Raw genomic sequence first — 18202 nt, forward strand, 5'->3', positions numbered from 1 at the left:
AGGCTTGCCCATGTCCAAATCGCTGACCAGCCAGTCCGACCAGATCATCGCCGATGCCGCTGCGGTCAAGCGCCGCGTCCAGATGGGCCCTTCGATCGGCAGCAAGTCGCGCGCGCTCAAGCGCGAGCATATGTGGAAGAAGATCGCGGCGATCGCGATCAGCATCGGCGTCATCCTGGTGGCGGCGGGCATTGTCGGCGCGATCATCGACGGCATCGGCTTTTATGGCGTGCTGCTCACGGTGCTCGCCGCCGTGGTCGCCACGGTGGTGCTGGGCAGCGGCATGAAGCTCAAGGTTCCGACGCCCGAACGGCTGGCCAAGGAACCCTTGAAGGTGCTCGCCGGGAAGACCGAAATCTGGCTGGAAAGCCAGCGCCCAGCCCTTCCCGCACCCGCCGTGACGCTGGTCGACCAGATCGGCGTGCAGCTCGACATGCTTGCGCCGCAATTGCAGACGCTGGAGGAAAACAGTGAGCCCGCGCGCGAAATCCGAAAGCTGGTGGGCGAGCATCTGCCGGAGCTGATCACCGGCTATCGCAAGATCCCGGCGAGCATGCGCCAGGAAAAGCGCGGCGAGCGCACGCCCGACGAGCAACTCATCCACGGCCTCGGCGTCATCGAACGCGAGATCGCCAGCGCCACCCGCACCATTGCCGAGGGCGATGCCGACAAGCTCGCGATCCGGGGCCGCTATCTCGAACTCAAATATGATGGTGTTGCCGACAGCAAGTGATCAGGCGCGTAGCCAGTCGCCGTCCGATATCCGTTCCAGCCCGCCTGTCGGCAGGTTCCAGACATAGACCATAGCGTCCACCGCGCCGGATGCTGTCATGACGCTCGCGATTTCGCGACGATAGTCGTGCGGGGGCGGGTCATCGGGGCCGCAGCTTTCGAAACTGTCGAGCCAGGGGAGGCTCGCGGCGGGATCGGTCAGGCGCAGCAGGTCGCCGGTCACGACATCGTCGCCCTCCAGCACCAGTGCCGGATGCCAGGTGACGCGAAAGAGCGTGCCGACCAGCGTGGCTGTGCCCAGCCATTCGCTTTCCGCAGCTATCCGCGCTGCATTGGCATGGTCACTGCCCCGGCGCAGCGTGCCGTAGACGAAGAGAAGCTCGGTATGGATCGCGGGCATGATCTGTGGCTATCATGGCGGCGGGAGACAATCGAGATGCAGCGTTACACGAGCTTCGCCGAATTTTGGCCCTATTACCTGTCCGAGCATAGCCGCCCGCTCACCCGCGCCTGGCATTATGTCGGCACGTCACTGGTTGTGCTGCTGGCGCTCGCGGCGCTTGTCACCGGCCATCTCCTGCTGTTCGCGATGATGCCGGTGGCGGGCTATTTCTTCGCCTGGATCAGCCATTGGCGGATCGAGCGCAACCGGCCGGCCACCTTTACCTATCCGCTCTGGTCGCTGGCGGCGGATTTCCGCATGTGGGCGCTGTGGCTGACCGGACGTCTGGGACCGGAACTCAAGCGCGCCGGCGTCGCCTGAGGGGAACCGCCTCGCGCGCCCCGGCGTAGTCCGGGCAGCAAGGAGAGTTCCCCGATGACCGAGACCCAGACCCCCAAGCCGACCGAACCCGTCGACTGCACCGAAGAGACCGCGCAGCGCGCAGGCGCCAAGACATCGAGCCTGGGCGCGCAGGCCGGGAGCGAAGACGACAAGCCCACCGAGCCCGATGTCGACAAGGACAATGTCAGCGAAGCCGAGCTGGACGACGCGCTCGACGATTCGATGGATGCCTCGGACCCGCCGTCGTTCACTCAGCCCTGATCGCCGCGCGCCCGACGAGCAGCGGAAGACAACCAAACACAATCTGACCCGCCAGTCCCGCTGCCCCCGGCGGGCTGGCAAGATCAGCCAGCCATTGGCGCGGCGATGTGCCCAGTGCCATGCCCAGTACAAACTCGCAAAACAACAAGAGCGTGAACCCGGTCACGCCCATGATCGCGCGCGCACCGACCAACATCACCTCTCGCGATCGCGCGACGATGCGATGCGCGCGCCAGGCCATCACGAACAGCATGACCGGAAGCTCGATCGCCACGGCGGTGAGAGCGCCGGTTACGGGCGCCACCAGCATGACCCTGAGCGTACCCAGCAGGAACCCCAGCGCAAAGGCCTCTGCCCCGTAACGCAGCCCCGCGCGGATCGCCGGGCCGCGCATCGCGTCAAACTGTAATCAGCAACCCGGCGAGCGCCGCGCTCATCAGGTTGGCGAGGCTGCCTGCGGCGAGCGCCTTGAGCCCCAGCCGCGCGATCATCGGTCGCTGGCTAGGCGCGAGGCCGCCGGTCACCGCCATCTGGATGGCGATCGACGAGAAATTGGCAAAGCCGCACAGGGCAAAGGTGATGATTGCGACCGTCCGCGCCGAAAGCCCTGCCTCGGGCTTGCTCAGTTCGATGAATGCGACGAATTCGTTGAGCACGATCTTCGTGCCGAACAGCCCGCCCGCGCGCAGCGCCTCGTCCCAGGGCACGCCGATGAGATACATGATCGGTGCGAAGACATAGCCGACGACCTGCTGGAACGAGAGATCGGGCTGGCCGAACCAGCCGCCGATACCGCCGAAAATGCCGTTGGCGAGCGCGACCAGCGCCACGAACGCCAACACCATCGCGCCCACGGCAACCGCGAGCTTCACGCCGGTCTGCGCGCCCATCGCGGCGGCCATGATGACATTGGCGGGGCGCTCTTCCTCATATTCGACATCGAGCGGCATCACCGCCTCGCTGCTGATATCCGCAGGATCATCGGGCATGATGATCTTCGCCATCAGGATGCCGCCCGGCGCGGACATGAAGGCCGCGGCGAGCAGATAGTCGATGCGGATGCCCATCGCGGCATAGGCGGCGAGGATCGTGCCGGCAACGCCCGCCATGCCGACGCTCATCACCGTGAACAGCTGCGCAGGCTTCAACGCGGCAAGATAGGGGCGGATGACCAGCGGCGATTCGCTCTGCCCGACAAAGATGTTTGCCGCCGCGCACAGGCTTTCGACCTTGGAAATGCCGATCAGCTTCTCGATGCCGCCGCCGACCCACTGGATCACGCGCTGCATGATGCCGAGATAATAGAGGATCGACACGAGCGCCGAGAAGAAGATGATCACCGGCAGCGCGGCGATGGCAAAGCTGTTGCCGCCGACTTCCGGGCTTGCGAGCGGCCCGAAGATGAAGTTGGTGCCCGCCTGCGCATAGCCGAGCAGGTTGGAAACGCCGCGCGACATCGCCTGGATGGCGGTGCGACCGGCGGGCACATAGAGCACCAGCACCGCGATGCCCGCCTGCAGCGCGAAGGCGGCGCCGACCACGCGCAGCCGGATGGCGCGGCGGTTGTTCGAGAGCAGCAATGCGATCGACAGGATCAGCGCAATGCCTGCCACCCCCAGCAAAATCCGTGTCATGCCCTGCGCCCGTGTCCCGTCTATCGAATTTGAAGATTGTCCCCGATTCTGCCTAGCCAGAATGGCGTGGCGGGGAAAGCGCGAACTGTCGCGTGCTGCGACGGGCCGTCAACTGGCCTGGCTCCGCGCGACCTGCCAGCAGCCGGTGACGATCAGCGCCGCGCCCGCCAGCGTGGTCCAGCCGATCGTCTCGTCGAAGATCAGCCAGCCGAACAGCGCACCCCAGATGAACATCGAATATTCGAGCGGCACCAGCGCCTGTGCCTCCGCGCGGGCATAGGCCCAGGAGAGCAGCGAGAGCGACAGGATCGCGAGCATCGCCGCGAGCGTGAGCAGCCCCCAGCCGATCGGCGCGGCCATGACGGCATCGCCCGGCATCGCTCCGGAAAAGGGCATGGCCAGGCCGAACCAGAAGCCCATGATGACATTCTGTACCAGAACGATTTCCTGCGGGCTGGCGATCTGTGCCTGCTGGCGCTGCAGGATCAGGTTCCACGCATAGAGTACCGCCGAGGCCATGATCGCCGCGATGCCCTGCCACCCGGCCTCGCCCTGGTCGGCGACCGCATCTCCGCCCAGCCAGCCGAGCCGGCCGGCTGCGATCACCAGCACGCCGCCAAAGCCCAGCACCGAAGCCAGCACCGCGCCGCGCCCGATCTTCTCCTTGAGCAGCACCGCGGCGAGGAACAGTGCGATGATCGGCGCGATGAAGGTGATCGCCACCGCTTCGGCCATCGGGGTGCGCGCAAGGCCCCAGAAGAACAGGACCGCCATCGCTGCCACCACCGTGCCGCGCAGCAGGTGCAGTCGCAGCGCCGCACCGCGCGGCAGCCTCCGGTTGCCCTTGATCAGGAACAACGCACCGGCGAGCGCCGACCCGATCAGGCAGCGCCAGAACAGGGCCGCGATCACGCCGATATCGATCGTCACCGCCTTCATCGCGCTGTCCATGGCGCCGAAGAACATCATGCCGCCCGCGCAGGCGACAAAGGCCAGCAGCGATGCGCGGGGCTGTTCGGTCAGGGGTGCGGGGGCAGAAGCCATGCCCCGCTATCGGGATGCAGGGCCGTGCTGTCCAGTCCCGTCAGCGATCCATCTGCGCGAGCGCGGCACGCGTCGCGTCGCGATAGGCGGTGCCGTCATGGCGGTGCGCGCCGACAAAATGCATGAACCGGCAATCGGCGTCCCAAGGCTCGGCCCAGTAATTGCCGTACTGCTTGTAGGGCAGCAACACGGGATCGGGATCGTTGGCGACGACGAAGCTCGAGGTCACCTGTTCGCTGCCCCATTCGGCCATCGCCTGATGGCCCAGCAGCCGCGCCATCTCGTCATGGAAGAAGCGCGCAGTCTCGCGCCCGTTGCCCCCCCGCGCAAAGCCGGCAAAGCCCGCGCAGCCGCGAATATAGCCATGGTGCCCGGCCCCTTCGATCTGGGCAAGCGCGCGTTCCATCCGCGACTGGATGTGCCGTGCCTCGCCCGGATTGTCGGGCGTGGGCGGGATATAGTCGGTGCAGGTCCTGACGCCGATGTCCCACTCGGGACCGCCAAGCAGGGTGAAGCTGCGATTGGCAGCAATGGCATCGGCCACGACATCGGGACGCCCCAGGGTCACCGTGTCGCTGTCGAGCTGGATGACATAGTCGTCAGACCGCCTGTCGAGAATCGACAGGAACCGCTCCCACGCACCGCCCGCCGGAAAGCCGTTGTGATCGACATCGGCGATATCGATGATCTCGGGGTTGCCGCAATGCCAGGCGAGCACTGCGCGGTCCTCGGTGGTCAGCGTACCATCGGACAGGATGACGATGCGCCCCCGCCGCAACTGCCCCCAGAAGGACTTGACCGCCACCAGATAGGGCAGCAGCACCGCCGTGCCCATCATCGAGAAGATGATGAGACCGTCCTGCTGCGGACGGATCGGCGCGGTTTCCAGCACCGGGCGACACGCACGATCGTGACGCCAGTTGTCCAGGCGCGTTTGCAGGCGATAGGGCAGGAAGCGGGTCAGCATGGCGGCAGGGCCTAGCACAGGCCGGTTAACCGGTGGCAAACAGGGTAGGAGCATCGCCCGGCTGCCACGGAGGCAGGCGCAGCATCGCAGACACGAACAGGTCCGACGCGATCAGCCCGGCCAGCCAGGCCTGCACATAAGGCAGCGACTGCGCATCGAACCAGGCCTGATCGGTCGCGGCGAACTGGCGGACGAAGGGGAAGAGCGCGATATCCGCGAGCGTGCGCGCGGGGCCGCACAGGAACGCGCTTGCAGCAAGACGCTGTTCGAGCAGCTGCAGATGCTCCAGACCCGCCGTGCGATGCTCGATCGCGTCGCTCCCATGCCGATTGGGATATTTGTACCGGTCGAGATGCTGCTTGAACGGGCCGTCGAAGCGCTCGATCAGCCCCGCGTCGTCGCCCTGTAGCCAGGTTTCGGGATCGTGCCGCGCGAGCGCCCAGCGCATGATGTCAAGGCTCTGGTCGATCACGCGGCCATCGGAAAGCACGAGCACAGGCACTGTGCCCTTGGGCGAGGCGTCGAGCATCGCCTGAGGCTTGGTGCGCAGCACGATCTCGCGCAGTTCGACCGTCTGGCCGCTGACCAGCAGCGCCATGCGCGCGCGCATCGCGAACGGGCAGCGGCGAAAGCTGTAGAGGATCGGCAGCGCCGCCATGGCTGCGGCTCAATCGAGCGAGCGGCCCGCGCGGCCCGCCAGTTCGGTGACATAATGCCAGGCGATCCGGCCAGAGCGCGCGCCACGCTGCCGCGCCCAGAGCAGCGCGTCCTCGGGGTCGAAATCGAGCCCATGCGCTTCGGCATAGCCGCCGATGATCGACAGATAGGCATTCTGATCGCAGGCGGGAAAGCCGAGGCTGAGCCCGAACCGGTCGGCGAGCGCCAGACGGTCGTCGACCGCGTCGCGCGGATTGATCGGATCGTCCTGCTCGCTCATGCTGCGCTCGATGATGGCGCGGCGGTTCGAGGTGACCGCGAGCCGCACATTGGCCGGTCGCGCCATCGCCCCGCCTTCGAGCAGCGAGCGCAGCGAACGCGCGGCGCTGGCGGCTTCGGGGCCGTCAAAGCCGATATCGTCGATGAACACCAGAAATCGGCGGTCCACCGCGCCCAGTTCGGCAAACAATTTGGGCAAATGGGTCAGCGCACCGGGCTCGCCCCCGGTCTGCACCAGCGCGAGCGGCGCGCCGACACCTTGCGCATCGGCCACCGCCGCCTTGACCAGAGCCGACTTGCCCATGCCGCGCGAGCCCCAGAGCAGCACGTCATGCGCGGGCACGCCTGCGGCATGGCGGCGGACGTTCTCGGTGAAGCTCGCCTTTTGCGCGTCGATGCCGCGCAGCCGGTCGAGCGGAACGGCCCTGAGCGTGGGCACCACCTGCGCGCCGAGCGCGCTCCAGACATAGGCCGGGTGCGCGCTCCAGTCCGCGACCTGCACCGGGGGTGGCGCGAGGCGCTCAAGCGCGGCCGCGATGCGGGCTAGCAGGTCAGTTTCGTCCATCACCTAGGCACCCCTACCCGTTTGTCCAGAGCGAAGCCGAGGACCGTGATCGGTACCGTTCGGACATACGTCCCTCGGCTTGAGTTTACCCTGAGCGGCTGGCTTGCCAACCAGTCGAAGGGCTCGGGACAAACGGAGGTGGAGGCTGCGCTCACCAACCGCTCAAGCCGCCAGCGCCTCGGCGTCGAGCGCGTAGAGCAGGTCCGCTCCCGCCATCGCGGCCGCCTTGAGGCCGCTCGCCTCGGGCACCATGCGCTCGAGATAGAAGCGCGTCGTCACCAGCTTGGCTTTCAGGAACTCGGCATTCCCCTCTCCGGCATCGAGCATCGCCTGCGCGGCGTGGCTCTGCTTGAGCATCAGCCAGCCTGCGGTCATCACCGCCATCATCGTGCAATAGGGATAGCTGCCCGCGAGCCGGTCGTCGACGCTTGCGCCGACCATATATTCGGTGACCTCTGCGACATCGCCGGCAAGCGCCGCCAGCGCGGGGTGGTTGCCCGCATCGGCCTGCACCTCGGCGATCAGGCCGCGCACGACATCGCCGCCTGCCATGCCGAGCTTGCGCCCGACCAGGTCCGCCGCCTGGATGCCGTTGGTGCCCTCATAGATCTGCGCGATGCGGATATCGCGATAATATTGCGCCGCGCCGGTCTCCTCGACATAGCCCATGCCGCCGTGAATCTGCACGCCCAATGAGGCGATCTCACTGCCGAGATCGGTGCCATAGGTCTTGGCGAGCGGGGTCAGCAGATCGACCATCTCGCGCGCGCCGGGCACGCCGAGGTTCGCGCGATCGACCTGACCCGAGGCAAAATAGAGCAGCGCGCGGATCGCCTCGGTCCCCGCCTTCATGCGCAGCAGCATGCGGCGCACGTCGGGATGCTCGATGATCGCGACCGGATCGCGGCCTGCGCCTGCGCGCGCCGACTGGACGCGTTCGCGCGCGAACCACAAGGCCTTTTGCGTCGCACCCTCGGCAATCTGCACGCCCTGCAGCCCGACATTGAGCCGCGCATTGTTCATCATCGTGAACATCGCGCGCATGCCGCCGAATTCGGGGCCGATCAGTTCGCCTATGCTCTCGCCTTCCTCGCCGAACTGCAGCACGCAGGTGGGCGAGGCGTTGATGCCCATCTTGTGCTCGATCGACACCGTCTTGATGCCGTTCGCCTCGCCCGGATTGCCGTCCGCATCGAGCCGGTATTTGGGCACTAGGAACAGCGAGATGCCCTTGGTTCCCGCAGGTGCATCGGGGGTGCGCGCCAGCACGAGGTGGATGATATTGTCGGCCATGTCATGGTCGCCGAACGAGATGTAGATCTTCTGCCCGCGGATCGCATAGGTGCCGTCGCCGCGCGGGGTGGCAGTGGCGCGGAGCGCGCCGACATCGCTGCCCGCCTGCGGTTCGGTGAGGTTCATCGTGCCGGTCCATTCGCCGGTGGAGAGCTTGGGCAGGTACAGTGCCTTCTGCTGGTCGCTGCCATGATGGTGCAGCGCCTCGATCGCACCAACGGTCAGGATCGGGCAAAGCGCGAAGGCCATGTTGGCTGCACCCAGCGAATCGAGCGCGACGGTGGCGAGCGAGAACGGCAGCCCCTGGCCGCCATGATCGGCGGGCGCGCTCAAGGCACTCCAGCCGGCTTCTACATAATGCTGATAAGCCTCGCGGTAGCCTTCGGGCATCTTGACCGATCCGTCGATCAGCCGCGCACCGACCGTGTCGCCGATGCGGTACAGCGGCGCGAATGCCCCGGCGGCAAATTCACCCACGCCCTCGACGATCGCCTCGACCAGATCGGGCGTCGCCTCGGCAAAGCGCTCATGCCCTGCGAGTTCTTCGATGCCGGTGATCGTCTTCAAGACAAACAGCTGTTCGGTGGTCGGTGCGGTGAAGGTCATGGTCTATTCCCTGCTGTCCCTTGCGTTCGAGCGCTGTATAGGCAGCAACATGCCAGCTTCCAAGCCTTCTGACCCGAGGATTGCGCCCGCCGACGCCGCCGGGATCGCGCGCGCGGCGGCGATGCTGCGCGAGGGCAGGCCCGTCGCACTGCCAACCGAAACGGTCTATGGCCTGGCCGCCGATGCCGCGCGCGCGGATGCCGTAGCGGCCATCTATCGCACCAAGGGCCGGCCTGATTTCAACCCGCTGATCGTGCATGTGCCCGACCTGGACGGCGCACGGGCGATTGCGATTTTTGATGCGCGCGCAGAAAAATTGGCCGCCGCCTTCTGGCCGGGTCCGCTGACACTCGTTCTGCCGCTGAAAGACGGGGCGGGAATCGCGCCTGCGGTGACCGCGGGGCTTTCGACCATCGCGCTGCGCTGTCCCGCGCACCCGGTGATGCGCGCGGTGCTGGAGGCAAGCGGCCTCAAGCTCGCCGCGCCGTCCGCCAACCGCTCGGGTGCGATCAGCCCGACCCGCGCCGAGCATGTCGCGGCGAGCCTGGGCGAGGGACTCGATCTCATCCTCGACGGCGGCGCAGCTCGGGCCGGGCTCGAATCGACCATAGTTGCGCTGCGCAACTTTGACGGCGCCCTGGCGGGCTGGCAGCTGCTGCGCCCCGGGCCGATCGATCCGGAGGCGATCGCCGCGCTGCTCGGCGAACCGCCGATCCCGCTCGCCGATCAGCGGATCGAGGCGCCGGGCCAGCTCGCCAGCCATTATGCGCCGGGCAAACCGCTGCGGCTTGGGGCGGTGTCCGCGCAACCTGACGAATGGCTGATCGGCTTTGGCGATGTGATGGGTGATGACACGCTCTCGGCCTCGGGCGATCTCGCCGAGGCGGCGGCGAACCTCTATGCCGCGCTCCACCGCGCCGATGCGAGCGACCGCGCGCGAATCGCCATCGCGCCGGTGCCGCTGGGCGGCATGGGCGATGCGATCAACGACCGGCTGGAGCGCGCGGCGGCCTAGAAGATTTCCCCTGCTTCACCCGTCCCCCCCGCGAAGGCGGGGGTCCCGCTTCTGCATGACGATTGCCAGGAAAGCGGGATTCCCGCGTTCGCGGGAATGACGAAAACCGGACGTCAGGATGCGCTGCCGAACCCCGCGCCGACCGGCCAGCCGGGGCCGCGATAGGCGATCACCTTGAACAGCGTCCCCATCTGCTCAGGCGAGACCAGCCGGTCGAGCGCGGTCATGACCTCCTGCGCCTTGGCGGGCTGACCCTTGGCGAGCACCGCCGCGCGCTGCGCGATGCCCAAAGCCATCAGCCAGTCGCCCTGCCCCACCGGGCCATGGCAATCGACATCGCCCGCCAGCGCGATGCGCTTCAGCTGCGGGAAATCGACCAGAGCGGTGAGATCGGCAAGGCCGGGATCGGCGAACGGATCGACCTTCCGGTGTGCGCGCACCGCCTGCAGCGTGCTGCCCGTCCGGGGCTCGGCATAGCCGTAATCGATAAACAGGGCCGCGCCGCCCTGCGCCTTCAGCCGCGCGGCGATCTCGTACGCCATGCCGGCGGCCGCCGGGCTGCTTTCCAGGATCGTACCCTCGGGGCTGTCGGCAAGCTCCGCCGGGACCGCCGAATCCATCGGCCGCGCGCCGGCGACCGGCAGGAAGCGCTCGCCATTGTGCACCACCACCCGCTCGCGCCAGCCGCTTTCGGTGCGCACGATCTGCCGCACTGGCAGTGCATCGAGAAATTCGTTGGCGACGATCAGCAGCGGCCCCTCGCGCGGGACGCTGTCGAGCCCGTCATGCCAGGTCGCGCCGGGCACGCTCAGCTTCTGCGCCATGCGCAGCGCGGTGCTGCCCTCGATCAGGTGCACCTTGGGACGAAAGCCGAACTGCTCCATCGCGCGCAGCGCATCGGCGGCGAGCGTGCCCCTGCCGGGTCCGAATTCGACATAATGGCACAGCGCAGGCTTGCCCGCCTGCTGCCATTGATCGGCCAGCCACAGCCCGATCATCTCGCCGAACATCTGGCTGATCTCGGGCGCGGTGATGAAATCGCCGGTGGTGCCGAGCGGATCGGCGCGGTTGTAATAATACGCGTTGGCCTCGGCCATGTAATGCGCCACGCTGATCGGCCCGGTCGCGCCGATCAGCCGCTTGAACACCGCCTCGAGCCCCTGCGGCGCGCCCCCCTCGCCCCCAGCCTCGCCTTCGGTCTCGTCCATCGGTTCAGGCGGTGGCGGGCAACGGCTTGGCCGTGCGTCCGCGCGAGGAGACCATCAGATACAGGCCGATCAGGATCATCGGCACGGTCAGCCATTGGCCCATGCTCATTCCCGTCTGTTCGGCAAATTCGATGAGGTGCGCATCGGGATTGCGGAAATATTCGACGATGAACCGCGCGGCGCCATAGCCCGCCAGGAACACGCCGCCCAGAAAACCGGGACGGTGGCGCACATCGGTCTTCCAGAAAAGGACCATCAGCACGAGGCCCAGCACCAGCCCTTCGAGCCCCGCCTCGTAGAGCTGGCTGGGATGGCGCGGAAGGCCATCGGGATCGGTGGGGAAGATGACCGCCCATGGCACATCGGTCGGGCGGCCCCAGAGCTCTGCATTGACGAAATTGGCGAGCCGTCCGAAGAACAGCCCTAGCGGCACGACGCACGAGACATAGTCGCCGACGCGCAGGTACGACAGCTTGTTGCGCCAGGTCAGGTAAGCGATCGCCAGCAGCACGCCGATGAGCCCGCCATGGAAGGACATCCCGCCCTCCCAGACCTTGAACACCTCGAGCGGAGTGGCGTAGAGATCCGGGCGGTAGAAGGTGACATAGCCCAGCCGTCCGCCCAAGATGATACCGAGCGTGCAATAGAGCATCAGGTCGTCGGCATGACGCTGCGCCATCGGCGCGCCGGGCTGTTTCAGCATCTTGCCCATGTACCAATAGCCGATCAGGATGCCGAACAGATAGGCCAGGCTGTACCATTTGAGCTGGAACGACCCGATCTGCAGCGCGACCGGCGACAGTCCCAGCTCCTCGAAGCGGATCGCGGACTTGGCGGCAGCAGCGCTCGCGCTGGCGGCAATGTTGGCGGCTAGCGCCGAAATGGGCAGGATCAAGGCTTTTCCCCAAGGGTTTTCCCCTTCATAAGGGCAGCCAAGCACAAGCGAAAGAGGAGAGATTTTGATGGCGACCGAGCTGGACCAGATGATGGATGAAGCCATCCAGGCGCTGACCGGCGAAGGAGGGATGCTCCCGCTGACGACATTCGAGAAATACGGCCAGAAACTGCCCATGATCGCGTCGGCCCCGCCTGCGCTGTCGCATTTCTTCGCCTATTTCTGCATGCAGCATGCCGATGCCGAGTTTCTGGTCGATGGCGACACGCGCCTGACCTTCGGCCAGAGCTATGCCGCTGCGCGCCAGGTCGCCGCAGCGCTGGTCGCGGGCCATGGCATCAAGAAGGGCGACCGGGTGGGCATTGCCGCGCGCAACTCGGCCAACTGGATCATCGCCTATATGGGCATATTGATGGCGGGCGGCGTCGCGACGCTCCTGAACGGCTGGTGGCAGGGCCCCGAACTGTGCGCCGGGATCACCGATGTCGATTGCACGCTGGTGCTCGCCGACGATCGCTGCGCGAAGCGGATCAGCGAATGCGGCGCCACCGGCAATGCCCGCGTGGTTGTGATCAGCCATGACGGTCCGCCCGAAAAGGGGCTGGCATCGGTGCTCGAGGCCGGCGGCGATGCCGCTACCGAACTGCCCGAGCTGACCGGCGACGATCTGGCCACCATATTGTTCACTTCGGGCTCGACCGGCCAGTCCAAGGGGGCCTATTCCGACCATCGCGGCGTGGTGCAGGGCGTGTTCAGCTATGTCGCGCAGACGCTGATGGCGCTCAACATCGTCACCCGCCAGGGCAAGCCGCCCGAAGGCCAGCCCGCCACCCTGCTCAACGTACCGCTCTTCCATGTTACCGCCGAGGTGCCGGTGCTGCTGCAGAGCTTCGTCATCGGCCGCAAGCTGGTCCTGATGCCCAAATGGGATGCCGAAGAGGCGATGCGGCTGATCGAGAAGGAGAAGATCAGCTATTTCGTCGGCGTTCCGCTGATGAGCTACGAGATCGCGCAGCACCCCAATCGCGACAAGTATGACCTCAAAACCTGCGTCACCTTTGCCGCAGGCGGCGCGCCGCGCCCGGTCGAGCATGTCAAACGCATCAAGGAGACGATGGACTGGGCCTTCCCGATCCTGGGCTATGGCCTGACAGAGACCAACGGCGTAGGCTGCGGCAATTTCAACGAGAATTACATGGCCAAGCCCGACAGCACCGGCCAGGCCTCGCGTCCGCTGGTGGACCTTGCGATCCTCGACGATAATGGCCACCCGCTGCCCCAGGGCCAAGTTGGCGAGGTCGCGATCCGCTCGGTCGCCAATTTCCTCGGTTACTGGAACAACGAGGCGGCCACCAGGGCCGCGATCATGCCCGATGGCTATTTCCGCACCGGGGATCTCGGCTATCTCGACGCCGATGGCTATCTGTTCATCGTCGACCGCAAGAAGGACATCATCATCCGCGGCGGCGAAAATATCAGCTGTGTCGAAGTGGAATCGGCGATCTACGCGCATCCCGACATTGCCGAGGCGAGCGTGTTCGGCATTCCCGATGAGCGCTTCGGCGAGATTGTCGGCGCGGTCTATGTCGTGCGTGATGGCGCGAGCCTGACCGACGAGCAGCTCACCGAGTTCCTTGCGGGCCAGCTCGCCGCGTTCAAGGTTCCCGCCCGCCTGTGGCAGAGCGCCGAGGCGCTGCCGCGGCTGGGCACGGCCAAGATCGACAAGGTCAGCTTGCGCAAATCCTATCAGGCCGCAGCCAGGGCCGAAGCGGGAGCCGCCACCTGACCTTAACCTTGCGCCTGTATCGCCGGTTGCCATGAATCCCGTTGCCAACCAGCGCGCGATCATCGATCGCCGTGCGCTTGATGCGCGCATAGCCGAGTTCGCCGCCGAACTGGGGGACAAGGCGCGCATGCCGGTCGTCACCATATTGCGCGAGGCACTGGCAGCGGGGCGCGCGGAAATCGCCGCACGCCTGCATGCCAATCCGGCGGCGGGGCATGATTGCGCAGCGGCCCAGTCGTTCCTGATCGACCAGATCGTGCGGCTGATCCACGATTATGTTGTGCGCTTCCAGTACCCGGTCGCCAATCACAGCGCGGGCGAGCATTTCTGCATCGCGGCGGTGGGCGGCTATGGCCGGGGCGAGATGGCCCCGCACAGCGATGTCGACATCGCCTTCCTCACCCCGCTGCGCAAGAACAGCTGGACCGAGCAGGCGATCGAGGCGATGCTCTACATGCTGTGGGACCTCGGCCTCAAGGTCGGGCATTCCAGCCGCTCGATCGACGAGATGGTCCGCCAGGCGCGCGGCGACCTCACCATCCGCACCGCGCTGCTCGAAGGGCGCTATGTCTGGGGCGACCAGGACATCTATCGCGAGGCCTCGGTGCGCTTCTGGAAGGATGTCGTTACCGGCACCGCGCGCGATTTCGTGGCGCAGAAGCTCGAGGAGCGCGATCAGCGGCACAAGCGCATGGGCGACAGCCGCTATGTCGTCGAGCCCAATGTCAAGGACGGCAAGGGAGGCCTGCGCGACCTGCACACGCTCTACTGGATCGGCAAGTATATCCACCAGGTGCGCTCGGCCGCCGAGCTGGTCGATGCGGGCCTCTTGACCATGACCGAATATCGCGGGTTTCGCCGCTCGGCCAATTTCCTCTGGGCGGTGCGCTGCCATCTGCACGACATTACCGGGCGCGCCGAAGACCGGCTCACCTTCGACCTGCAGCGTGAGGTGGCGACGCGGATGCGCTTTGCCGACCGGCCGGGCAAGTCGGCGGTCGAGCGGTTCATGCAGTATTTCTTCCTCAACGCCAAACGCGTGGGCGACCTGACCGGCGTGTTCCTGGCGCAGCTGGACGACCAGTTTGCCGCGCGCGACCGGCGCTTCATCCCCGCGATCCTGCGGCGGCGTCCGCGCAAGCTTTCGGGCTTCATTCTCGATCGCGGACGGCTCGCGCTGCCCCGGCCCGATTTCTTCCGCGAGGACCCGGTACGGCTGATCGAGATCTTCCAGCTCGCCGACCGCCACAAGGTCGAGATTCACCCCAGCGCAATGCGCCAGGCGAGCATGGATGCGCATCTGATCGACCGGCATGTCCGCGCCGATCCGCGCGCCAATGCGCTGTTCATGGACGTACTGTGCAGCCCGCGTGATCCCGAGCTGGTGCTGCGCTGGATGAACGAGGCGACGGTGTTCGGCCGGTTCGTGCCCGATTTCGGCCGCGTCGTCGCGCAGATGCAGTTCGACATGTACCACCATTATACGGTGGACGAACATTCGATCCGCGCGATCGGGCTGCTCGCCAAGATCGAATCGGGCGAGCTCAAGGACGATCACCCGCTCGCCTATGACGTGATGCAGAAACTGGTCAGCCGCCGGGTGCTGTTCGTCGCGACGCTGCTGCACGATATCGCCAAGGGGCGGCGCGGCGACCACAGCGTGCTGGGTGCCGAGGTCGCGATGAAGCTCTGCCCGCGGCTGGGCATGACCGAGGCGGAGACCGAGCAGGTCGCCTGGCTGGTGCGCTATCACTTGCTGATGTCGGCGACCGCCTTCAAGCGCGACCTTACCGATTACAAGACCATCGCCGATTTTGCCGCCATGGTGCAGAGCCCCGAGCGGCTGAAACTGCTGCTGGTGCTGACCGTGGTCGATATCCGCGCGGTCGGCCCCGGCATCTGGAACAGCTGGAAGCGCCAGTTGCTCGGCACCCTGTTCGAATCGACCGAGGAGGTGCTGCGGCTGGGCCACAAGCAGCATGGACGGCGAGAGCGCGTTATCGCCAAGCAGGAGGCCGCGCGCGCCGCGCTCGGCATCGACGAGGGCCGGTTCGTCCAGCTCGCACGCAAGCTCGACGACGCATACTGGATCGCCGAGCCCGAGGATATCATCGCGCAGAACCTGAAGCTGATCGATGCGCACGATACCGAACCGCTGACCGTGGCGGCGGAATTCTATCCCGCGCGCGGCGCGACGCTGGTGACCGTCAGCGCCGCCGACCATCCGGGCCTGTTCTATCGCATCGCCGGCGGCATTCACCTTGCCGGCGGCAACATCATCGACGCGCGCATCCACACCCGGCGCGACGGCATGGCGCTCGACAATTTCCTGGTGCAGGACCCGCTGGGGCGCCCGTTCATGGAGGAAAGCCAGATCGCGCGGCTCAAGACCGCGATCGCCGATGCGCTGGCCAACCGCGTTGCGCTGACGCCCCGGCTGATCGCACGGCCCGTCGCGCGGCCCCGCGCCGAAGCCTTCAGCATTGCCCCCAATGTGCTGGTCGACAACAAGGCGTCAAACCGCTTCACCGTGGTCGAGGTGAACGCGCTCGACCGGCCGGCGCTGCTCAACCGCCTCGCCTTTGCGCTGTTCGATCTGAAATGCATCGTCCATTCGGCGCATGTCGCCACTTATGGCGAGCGCGCGGTGGATACCTTCTATGTCACCGATCTGCTGGGCGACAAGATCGACAGCAAGTCGCGGCTGAAGACGCTGGAAAAACGGCTGCTGGCTGCGGCCTCGCCCGACAGCGAGCAGGCGGTCGCCGCATAAGGCGCAGGGCTTCAGATCTTGCCGGTGAGGATCGCCCAGCCGGCAAGGCCATTCATGCCGGTATAGACGATATAGGCCGGCAGCGCGATCGTGTAGCCCAGTGCCGCGAAGCTGAGCGCCGAGAGCAGGATCAGATATTCGAGCATATAGCTGCCATAGCCGCGCATGAAGCCCTGGAACAGCGCGCGCATCTGCACCGCCATGGGGTGCGCCGATTCCATCGTCGCGCGGTGGAGCGCGAAGTTGATGATGCCGCAAAAGACGATGAGAATGGTTGCCATGGCGTTAAACTAACGCCAATCGCGCTGCAGTGGGAAGCCCTCAAATCCGACTGGTCGATTTCGGGACGCCGCGCAGGCGACGCGTTAAATCGCGAGCCGGATGATCTCGGCGCCTGGCTGTTCCCTGGCCAGCCGGAAGACGGGCACTTCGCCGACGCCCTTGAGCGTGATCTTTTCGGGCAGATCGAAATGGCGGTCGCCGCGCCCGCGCAGCCAGGTGGTCTCGGACACCGCAATGCCATCGGGATGCGCGGTGCCCTCGATCCGGGCGGCGATGTTCATCGTCTCGCCCCAATAGTCATAGGCCATGCGCGTCTCGCCGATCACCCCGCCGACGACCGGGCCGGTATGGATGCCGACGCGGATGTGCAGGTCGATGCCGGTCGCGGCGCGCAGGGCGGGAAGCCCTGCGATCACCGCCTCGCCGAAGCGGATCGCAGCATCGGCGCTGTTGTGCGCAGGATTGTTGCCGCCGCTGATCGCGAGATACGCGTCGCCGATCGTCTTGACCTTTTCGACCCCGGTTTCGGCAGCGCATTTGTCGGCGAGCAGGAAGAAGGCGTTGAGCAGATCGACCAGATGCCCGGGGGAAATCCGCCGCGACAGGTCGGAAAAGCCGCAAACGTCGATGAACACCACCGACACATCGGGATAGGCATCGGCGACCACCTGCCCGGCCTTAAGCCGTTCGGCCACTGCAGGCGGCAGCACGTTGAACAGCAGTTCCTCGGTCTTGGCCTTTTCCGCCGAGAGCGCATCGGACAGCAGGAAGCTCTGCCGGTGCGCCTGGCCGACCGACCAGTTGAGCAGCACCATCACCGAAGCGCTGGTGAGATAGGTCATCGTGCCATAGATCACCGGGACCATCGAGCTGCCGGTTTCGATCATTACAGTGAAATAGACCGCGGCGTGCGCCGCGAGCCACGCGCCGAACCAGCGCGTCTGCCCGGCAAAGGCGATCGCGGCAAAGGCCATGACGATCAGGCCGTTGATGGCGATCGGCGCGTGCAGTTGCACGTGCTCGCGATGCATCTCCTCGAACAATAGCGCATTTTCCGCCATGATGAGGAACGCGACGCCCAGCAGGCTGGCAAAATCGATGATCGGCCTGGCCGCATAACCGCGCCAGAAGGTCGCGCCGGCAAAGCCCGCCAGGATCGCGAGCGTCGGCAGCAGCAGCACCGAGAACTTGAGCTCGTCCTCGCGCGAGAAATAGAGCGGATTGACCAGCGCATAGCCGATCAGCATCGCCGCGAGAAAACCCGCGAAAAGCCGCATATGCACTACGCGCGCCTGTCGCTCGGCCAGCACGAAGCGCGTTTCCAGCGCCGGGTCGAGGAAGCGCCCTGTCCCTGAGCGCGCCACTTCAAGCCTGTTCTGATCCTGCTGCATCGTGGGTCCCTCTGCCCTGGCGGCCCGGCC

At 66.2% G+C, this 18202-nt stretch carries 18 protein-coding genes; 6 read left to right on the top strand and 12 right to left on the bottom strand.

Annotated features, from left to right (window positions below; translation table 11 throughout):
• Nucleotides 1-10: 10 nt before the first annotated feature.
• Entirely contained in the window at nt 11-733 is a 723-nt protein-coding gene (locus tag OPU69_RS14815; protein WP_060978390.1) for a hypothetical protein, read from the top strand.
• On the opposite strand, the gene OPU69_RS14820 is transcribed toward OPU69_RS14815, so the two are convergent.
• Nucleotides 734-1132 carry a gamma-glutamylcyclotransferase family protein gene (locus OPU69_RS14820; RefSeq protein WP_498512045.1) on the bottom strand — a complete coding sequence of 133 codons (399 nt, stop codon included), beginning with the start codon at nt 1130-1132 and terminating at the stop codon, nt 734-736.
• Between the two features lie 36 nt (nt 1133-1168).
• Between OPU69_RS14820 and OPU69_RS14825 the strand changes: the two genes are divergently transcribed.
• Both OPU69_RS14825 and OPU69_RS14830 read left to right on the top strand, forming a co-directional pair.
• Entirely contained in the window at nt 1169-1495 is a 327-nt protein-coding gene (locus OPU69_RS14825; RefSeq protein WP_060978388.1) for an Mpo1-like protein, read from the top strand.
• Nucleotides 1496-1549: 54 nt separating this feature from the next.
• Nucleotides 1550-1777, top strand: coding sequence for a hypothetical protein (locus OPU69_RS14830; RefSeq protein WP_498512047.1), 228 nt, complete (start codon nt 1550-1552; stop codon nt 1775-1777).
• Here the strand turns inward: OPU69_RS14830 and OPU69_RS14835 are convergent.
• From OPU69_RS14835 to OPU69_RS14865, 7 genes are all read right to left on the bottom strand, one after another.
• A complete protein-coding gene (locus OPU69_RS14835; RefSeq protein ID WP_498512049.1) occupies nt 1764-2171 on the bottom strand; it encodes a hypothetical protein in 408 nt (135 codons plus the stop codon). The genes OPU69_RS14830 and OPU69_RS14835 overlap by 14 nt on opposite strands.
• Before the next feature lie 4 nt (nt 2172-2175).
• Entirely contained in the window at nt 2176-3411 is a 1236-nt protein-coding gene (locus tag OPU69_RS14840; protein ID WP_060978385.1) for a NupC/NupG family nucleoside CNT transporter, read from the bottom strand.
• Nucleotides 3412-3519: 108 nt separating this feature from the next.
• Complete coding sequence (locus tag OPU69_RS14845; RefSeq protein ID WP_498512052.1) at nt 3520-4455, bottom strand: DMT family transporter; 936 nt, start codon at nt 4453-4455, stop codon at nt 3520-3522.
• A 40-nt stretch (nt 4456-4495) separates the two neighbouring features.
• Entirely contained in the window at nt 4496-5422 is a 927-nt protein-coding gene (locus OPU69_RS14850; protein ID WP_498512054.1) for a hypothetical protein, read from the bottom strand.
• A gap of 25 nt (nt 5423-5447) precedes the next feature.
• Nucleotides 5448-6080: a glutathione S-transferase gene (locus OPU69_RS14855; protein WP_498512056.1), complete on the bottom strand. Its 633-nt coding sequence runs from the start codon at nt 6078-6080 to the stop codon at nt 5448-5450.
• Nucleotides 6081-6089: 9 nt separating this feature from the next.
• On the bottom strand, nt 6090-6923 hold the full coding sequence (locus OPU69_RS14860) for an ATP-binding protein (protein ID WP_498512058.1): 834 nt from the start codon (nt 6921-6923) through the stop codon (nt 6090-6092).
• A 162-nt stretch (nt 6924-7085) separates the two neighbouring features.
• Complete coding sequence (locus OPU69_RS14865) at nt 7086-8822, bottom strand: acyl-CoA dehydrogenase family protein (protein ID WP_498512060.1); 1737 nt, start codon at nt 8820-8822, stop codon at nt 7086-7088.
• Between the two features lie 49 nt (nt 8823-8871).
• Between OPU69_RS14865 and OPU69_RS14870 the strand changes: the two genes are divergently transcribed.
• A complete protein-coding gene (locus tag OPU69_RS14870) occupies nt 8872-9837 on the top strand; it encodes an L-threonylcarbamoyladenylate synthase (protein ID WP_498512062.1) in 966 nt (321 codons plus the stop codon).
• Nucleotides 9838-9950: 113 nt separating this feature from the next.
• Here the strand turns inward: OPU69_RS14870 and OPU69_RS14875 are convergent, their stop codons facing one another.
• Both OPU69_RS14875 and lgt read right to left on the bottom strand, forming a co-directional pair.
• Nucleotides 9951-11045, bottom strand: coding sequence for a class I SAM-dependent methyltransferase (locus OPU69_RS14875; RefSeq protein WP_498512064.1), 1095 nt, complete (start codon nt 11043-11045; stop codon nt 9951-9953).
• 4 nt (nt 11046-11049) lie between these two features.
• Nucleotides 11050-11940 (bottom strand): prolipoprotein diacylglyceryl transferase, encoded by an 891-nt coding sequence (gene lgt / locus OPU69_RS14880; protein WP_060980315.1) that lies wholly within the window; start codon nt 11938-11940, stop codon nt 11050-11052.
• Nucleotides 11941-12007: 67 nt separating this feature from the next.
• On the opposite strand from lgt, the gene OPU69_RS14885 reads away from it, so the two are divergent.
• Nucleotides 12008-13726: a class I adenylate-forming enzyme family protein gene (locus OPU69_RS14885; protein ID WP_060980314.1), complete on the top strand. Its 1719-nt coding sequence runs from the start codon at nt 12008-12010 to the stop codon at nt 13724-13726.
• A 31-nt stretch (nt 13727-13757) separates the two neighbouring features.
• On the top strand, nt 13758-16499 hold the full coding sequence (locus OPU69_RS14890; protein WP_060980313.1) for a [protein-PII] uridylyltransferase: 2742 nt from the start codon (nt 13758-13760) through the stop codon (nt 16497-16499).
• A gap of 11 nt (nt 16500-16510) precedes the next feature.
• Here OPU69_RS14890 and OPU69_RS14895 read toward each other — a convergent pair whose 3' ends face one another.
• Nucleotides 16511-16780, bottom strand: a complete 270-nt coding sequence (locus OPU69_RS14895) for a hypothetical protein (RefSeq protein WP_060980312.1) — start codon at nt 16778-16780, stop codon at nt 16511-16513.
• Nucleotides 16781-16864: 84 nt separating this feature from the next.
• A complete protein-coding gene (locus tag OPU69_RS14900) occupies nt 16865-18172 on the bottom strand; it encodes an adenylate/guanylate cyclase domain-containing protein (RefSeq protein WP_498512068.1) in 1308 nt (435 codons plus the stop codon).
• Nucleotides 18173-18202 lie beyond the last annotated feature (30 nt).

The sequence above is a fragment of the Blastomonas sp. 34TW genome (genome assembly GCF_059803595.1).

Excerpts from the sequence above, each read along its gene's own strand:
- OPU69_RS14815 (WP_060978390.1), top strand. The coding sequence starts at position 11 with ATGTCCAAATCGCTGACCAGCCAGTCCGACCAGATCATCGCCGATGCC.
- OPU69_RS14820 (WP_498512045.1), bottom strand. The coding sequence starts at position 1,132 with ATGCCCGCGATCCATACCGAGCTTCTCTTCGTCTACGGCACGCTGCGC.
- OPU69_RS14825 (WP_060978388.1), top strand. The coding sequence starts at position 1,169 with ATGCAGCGTTACACGAGCTTCGCCGAATTTTGGCCCTATTACCTGTCC.
- OPU69_RS14830 (WP_498512047.1), top strand. The coding sequence starts at position 1,550 with ATGACCGAGACCCAGACCCCCAAGCCGACCGAACCCGTCGACTGCACC.
- OPU69_RS14835 (WP_498512049.1), bottom strand. The coding sequence starts at position 2,171 with ATGCGCGGCCCGGCGATCCGCGCGGGGCTGCGTTACGGGGCAGAGGCC.
- OPU69_RS14840 (WP_060978385.1), bottom strand. The coding sequence starts at position 3,411 with ATGACACGGATTTTGCTGGGGGTGGCAGGCATTGCGCTGATCCTGTCG.
- OPU69_RS14845 (WP_498512052.1), bottom strand. The coding sequence starts at position 4,455 with ATGGCTTCTGCCCCCGCACCCCTGACCGAACAGCCCCGCGCATCGCTG.
- OPU69_RS14850 (WP_498512054.1), bottom strand. The coding sequence starts at position 5,422 with ATGCTGACCCGCTTCCTGCCCTATCGCCTGCAAACGCGCCTGGACAAC.
- OPU69_RS14855 (WP_498512056.1), bottom strand. The coding sequence starts at position 6,080 with ATGGCGGCGCTGCCGATCCTCTACAGCTTTCGCCGCTGCCCGTTCGCG.
- OPU69_RS14860 (WP_498512058.1), bottom strand. The coding sequence starts at position 6,923 with ATGGACGAAACTGACCTGCTAGCCCGCATCGCGGCCGCGCTTGAGCGC.
- OPU69_RS14865 (WP_498512060.1), bottom strand. The coding sequence starts at position 8,822 with ATGACCTTCACCGCACCGACCACCGAACAGCTGTTTGTCTTGAAGACG.
- OPU69_RS14870 (WP_498512062.1), top strand. The coding sequence starts at position 8,872 with ATGCCAGCTTCCAAGCCTTCTGACCCGAGGATTGCGCCCGCCGACGCC.
- OPU69_RS14875 (WP_498512064.1), bottom strand. The coding sequence starts at position 11,045 with ATGGACGAGACCGAAGGCGAGGCTGGGGGCGAGGGGGGCGCGCCGCAG.
- OPU69_RS14885 (WP_060980314.1), top strand. The coding sequence starts at position 12,008 with ATGGCGACCGAGCTGGACCAGATGATGGATGAAGCCATCCAGGCGCTG.
- OPU69_RS14890 (WP_060980313.1), top strand. The coding sequence starts at position 13,758 with ATGAATCCCGTTGCCAACCAGCGCGCGATCATCGATCGCCGTGCGCTT.
- OPU69_RS14895 (WP_060980312.1), bottom strand. The coding sequence starts at position 16,780 with ATGGCAACCATTCTCATCGTCTTTTGCGGCATCATCAACTTCGCGCTC.
- OPU69_RS14900 (WP_498512068.1), bottom strand. The coding sequence starts at position 18,172 with ATGCAGCAGGATCAGAACAGGCTTGAAGTGGCGCGCTCAGGGACAGGG.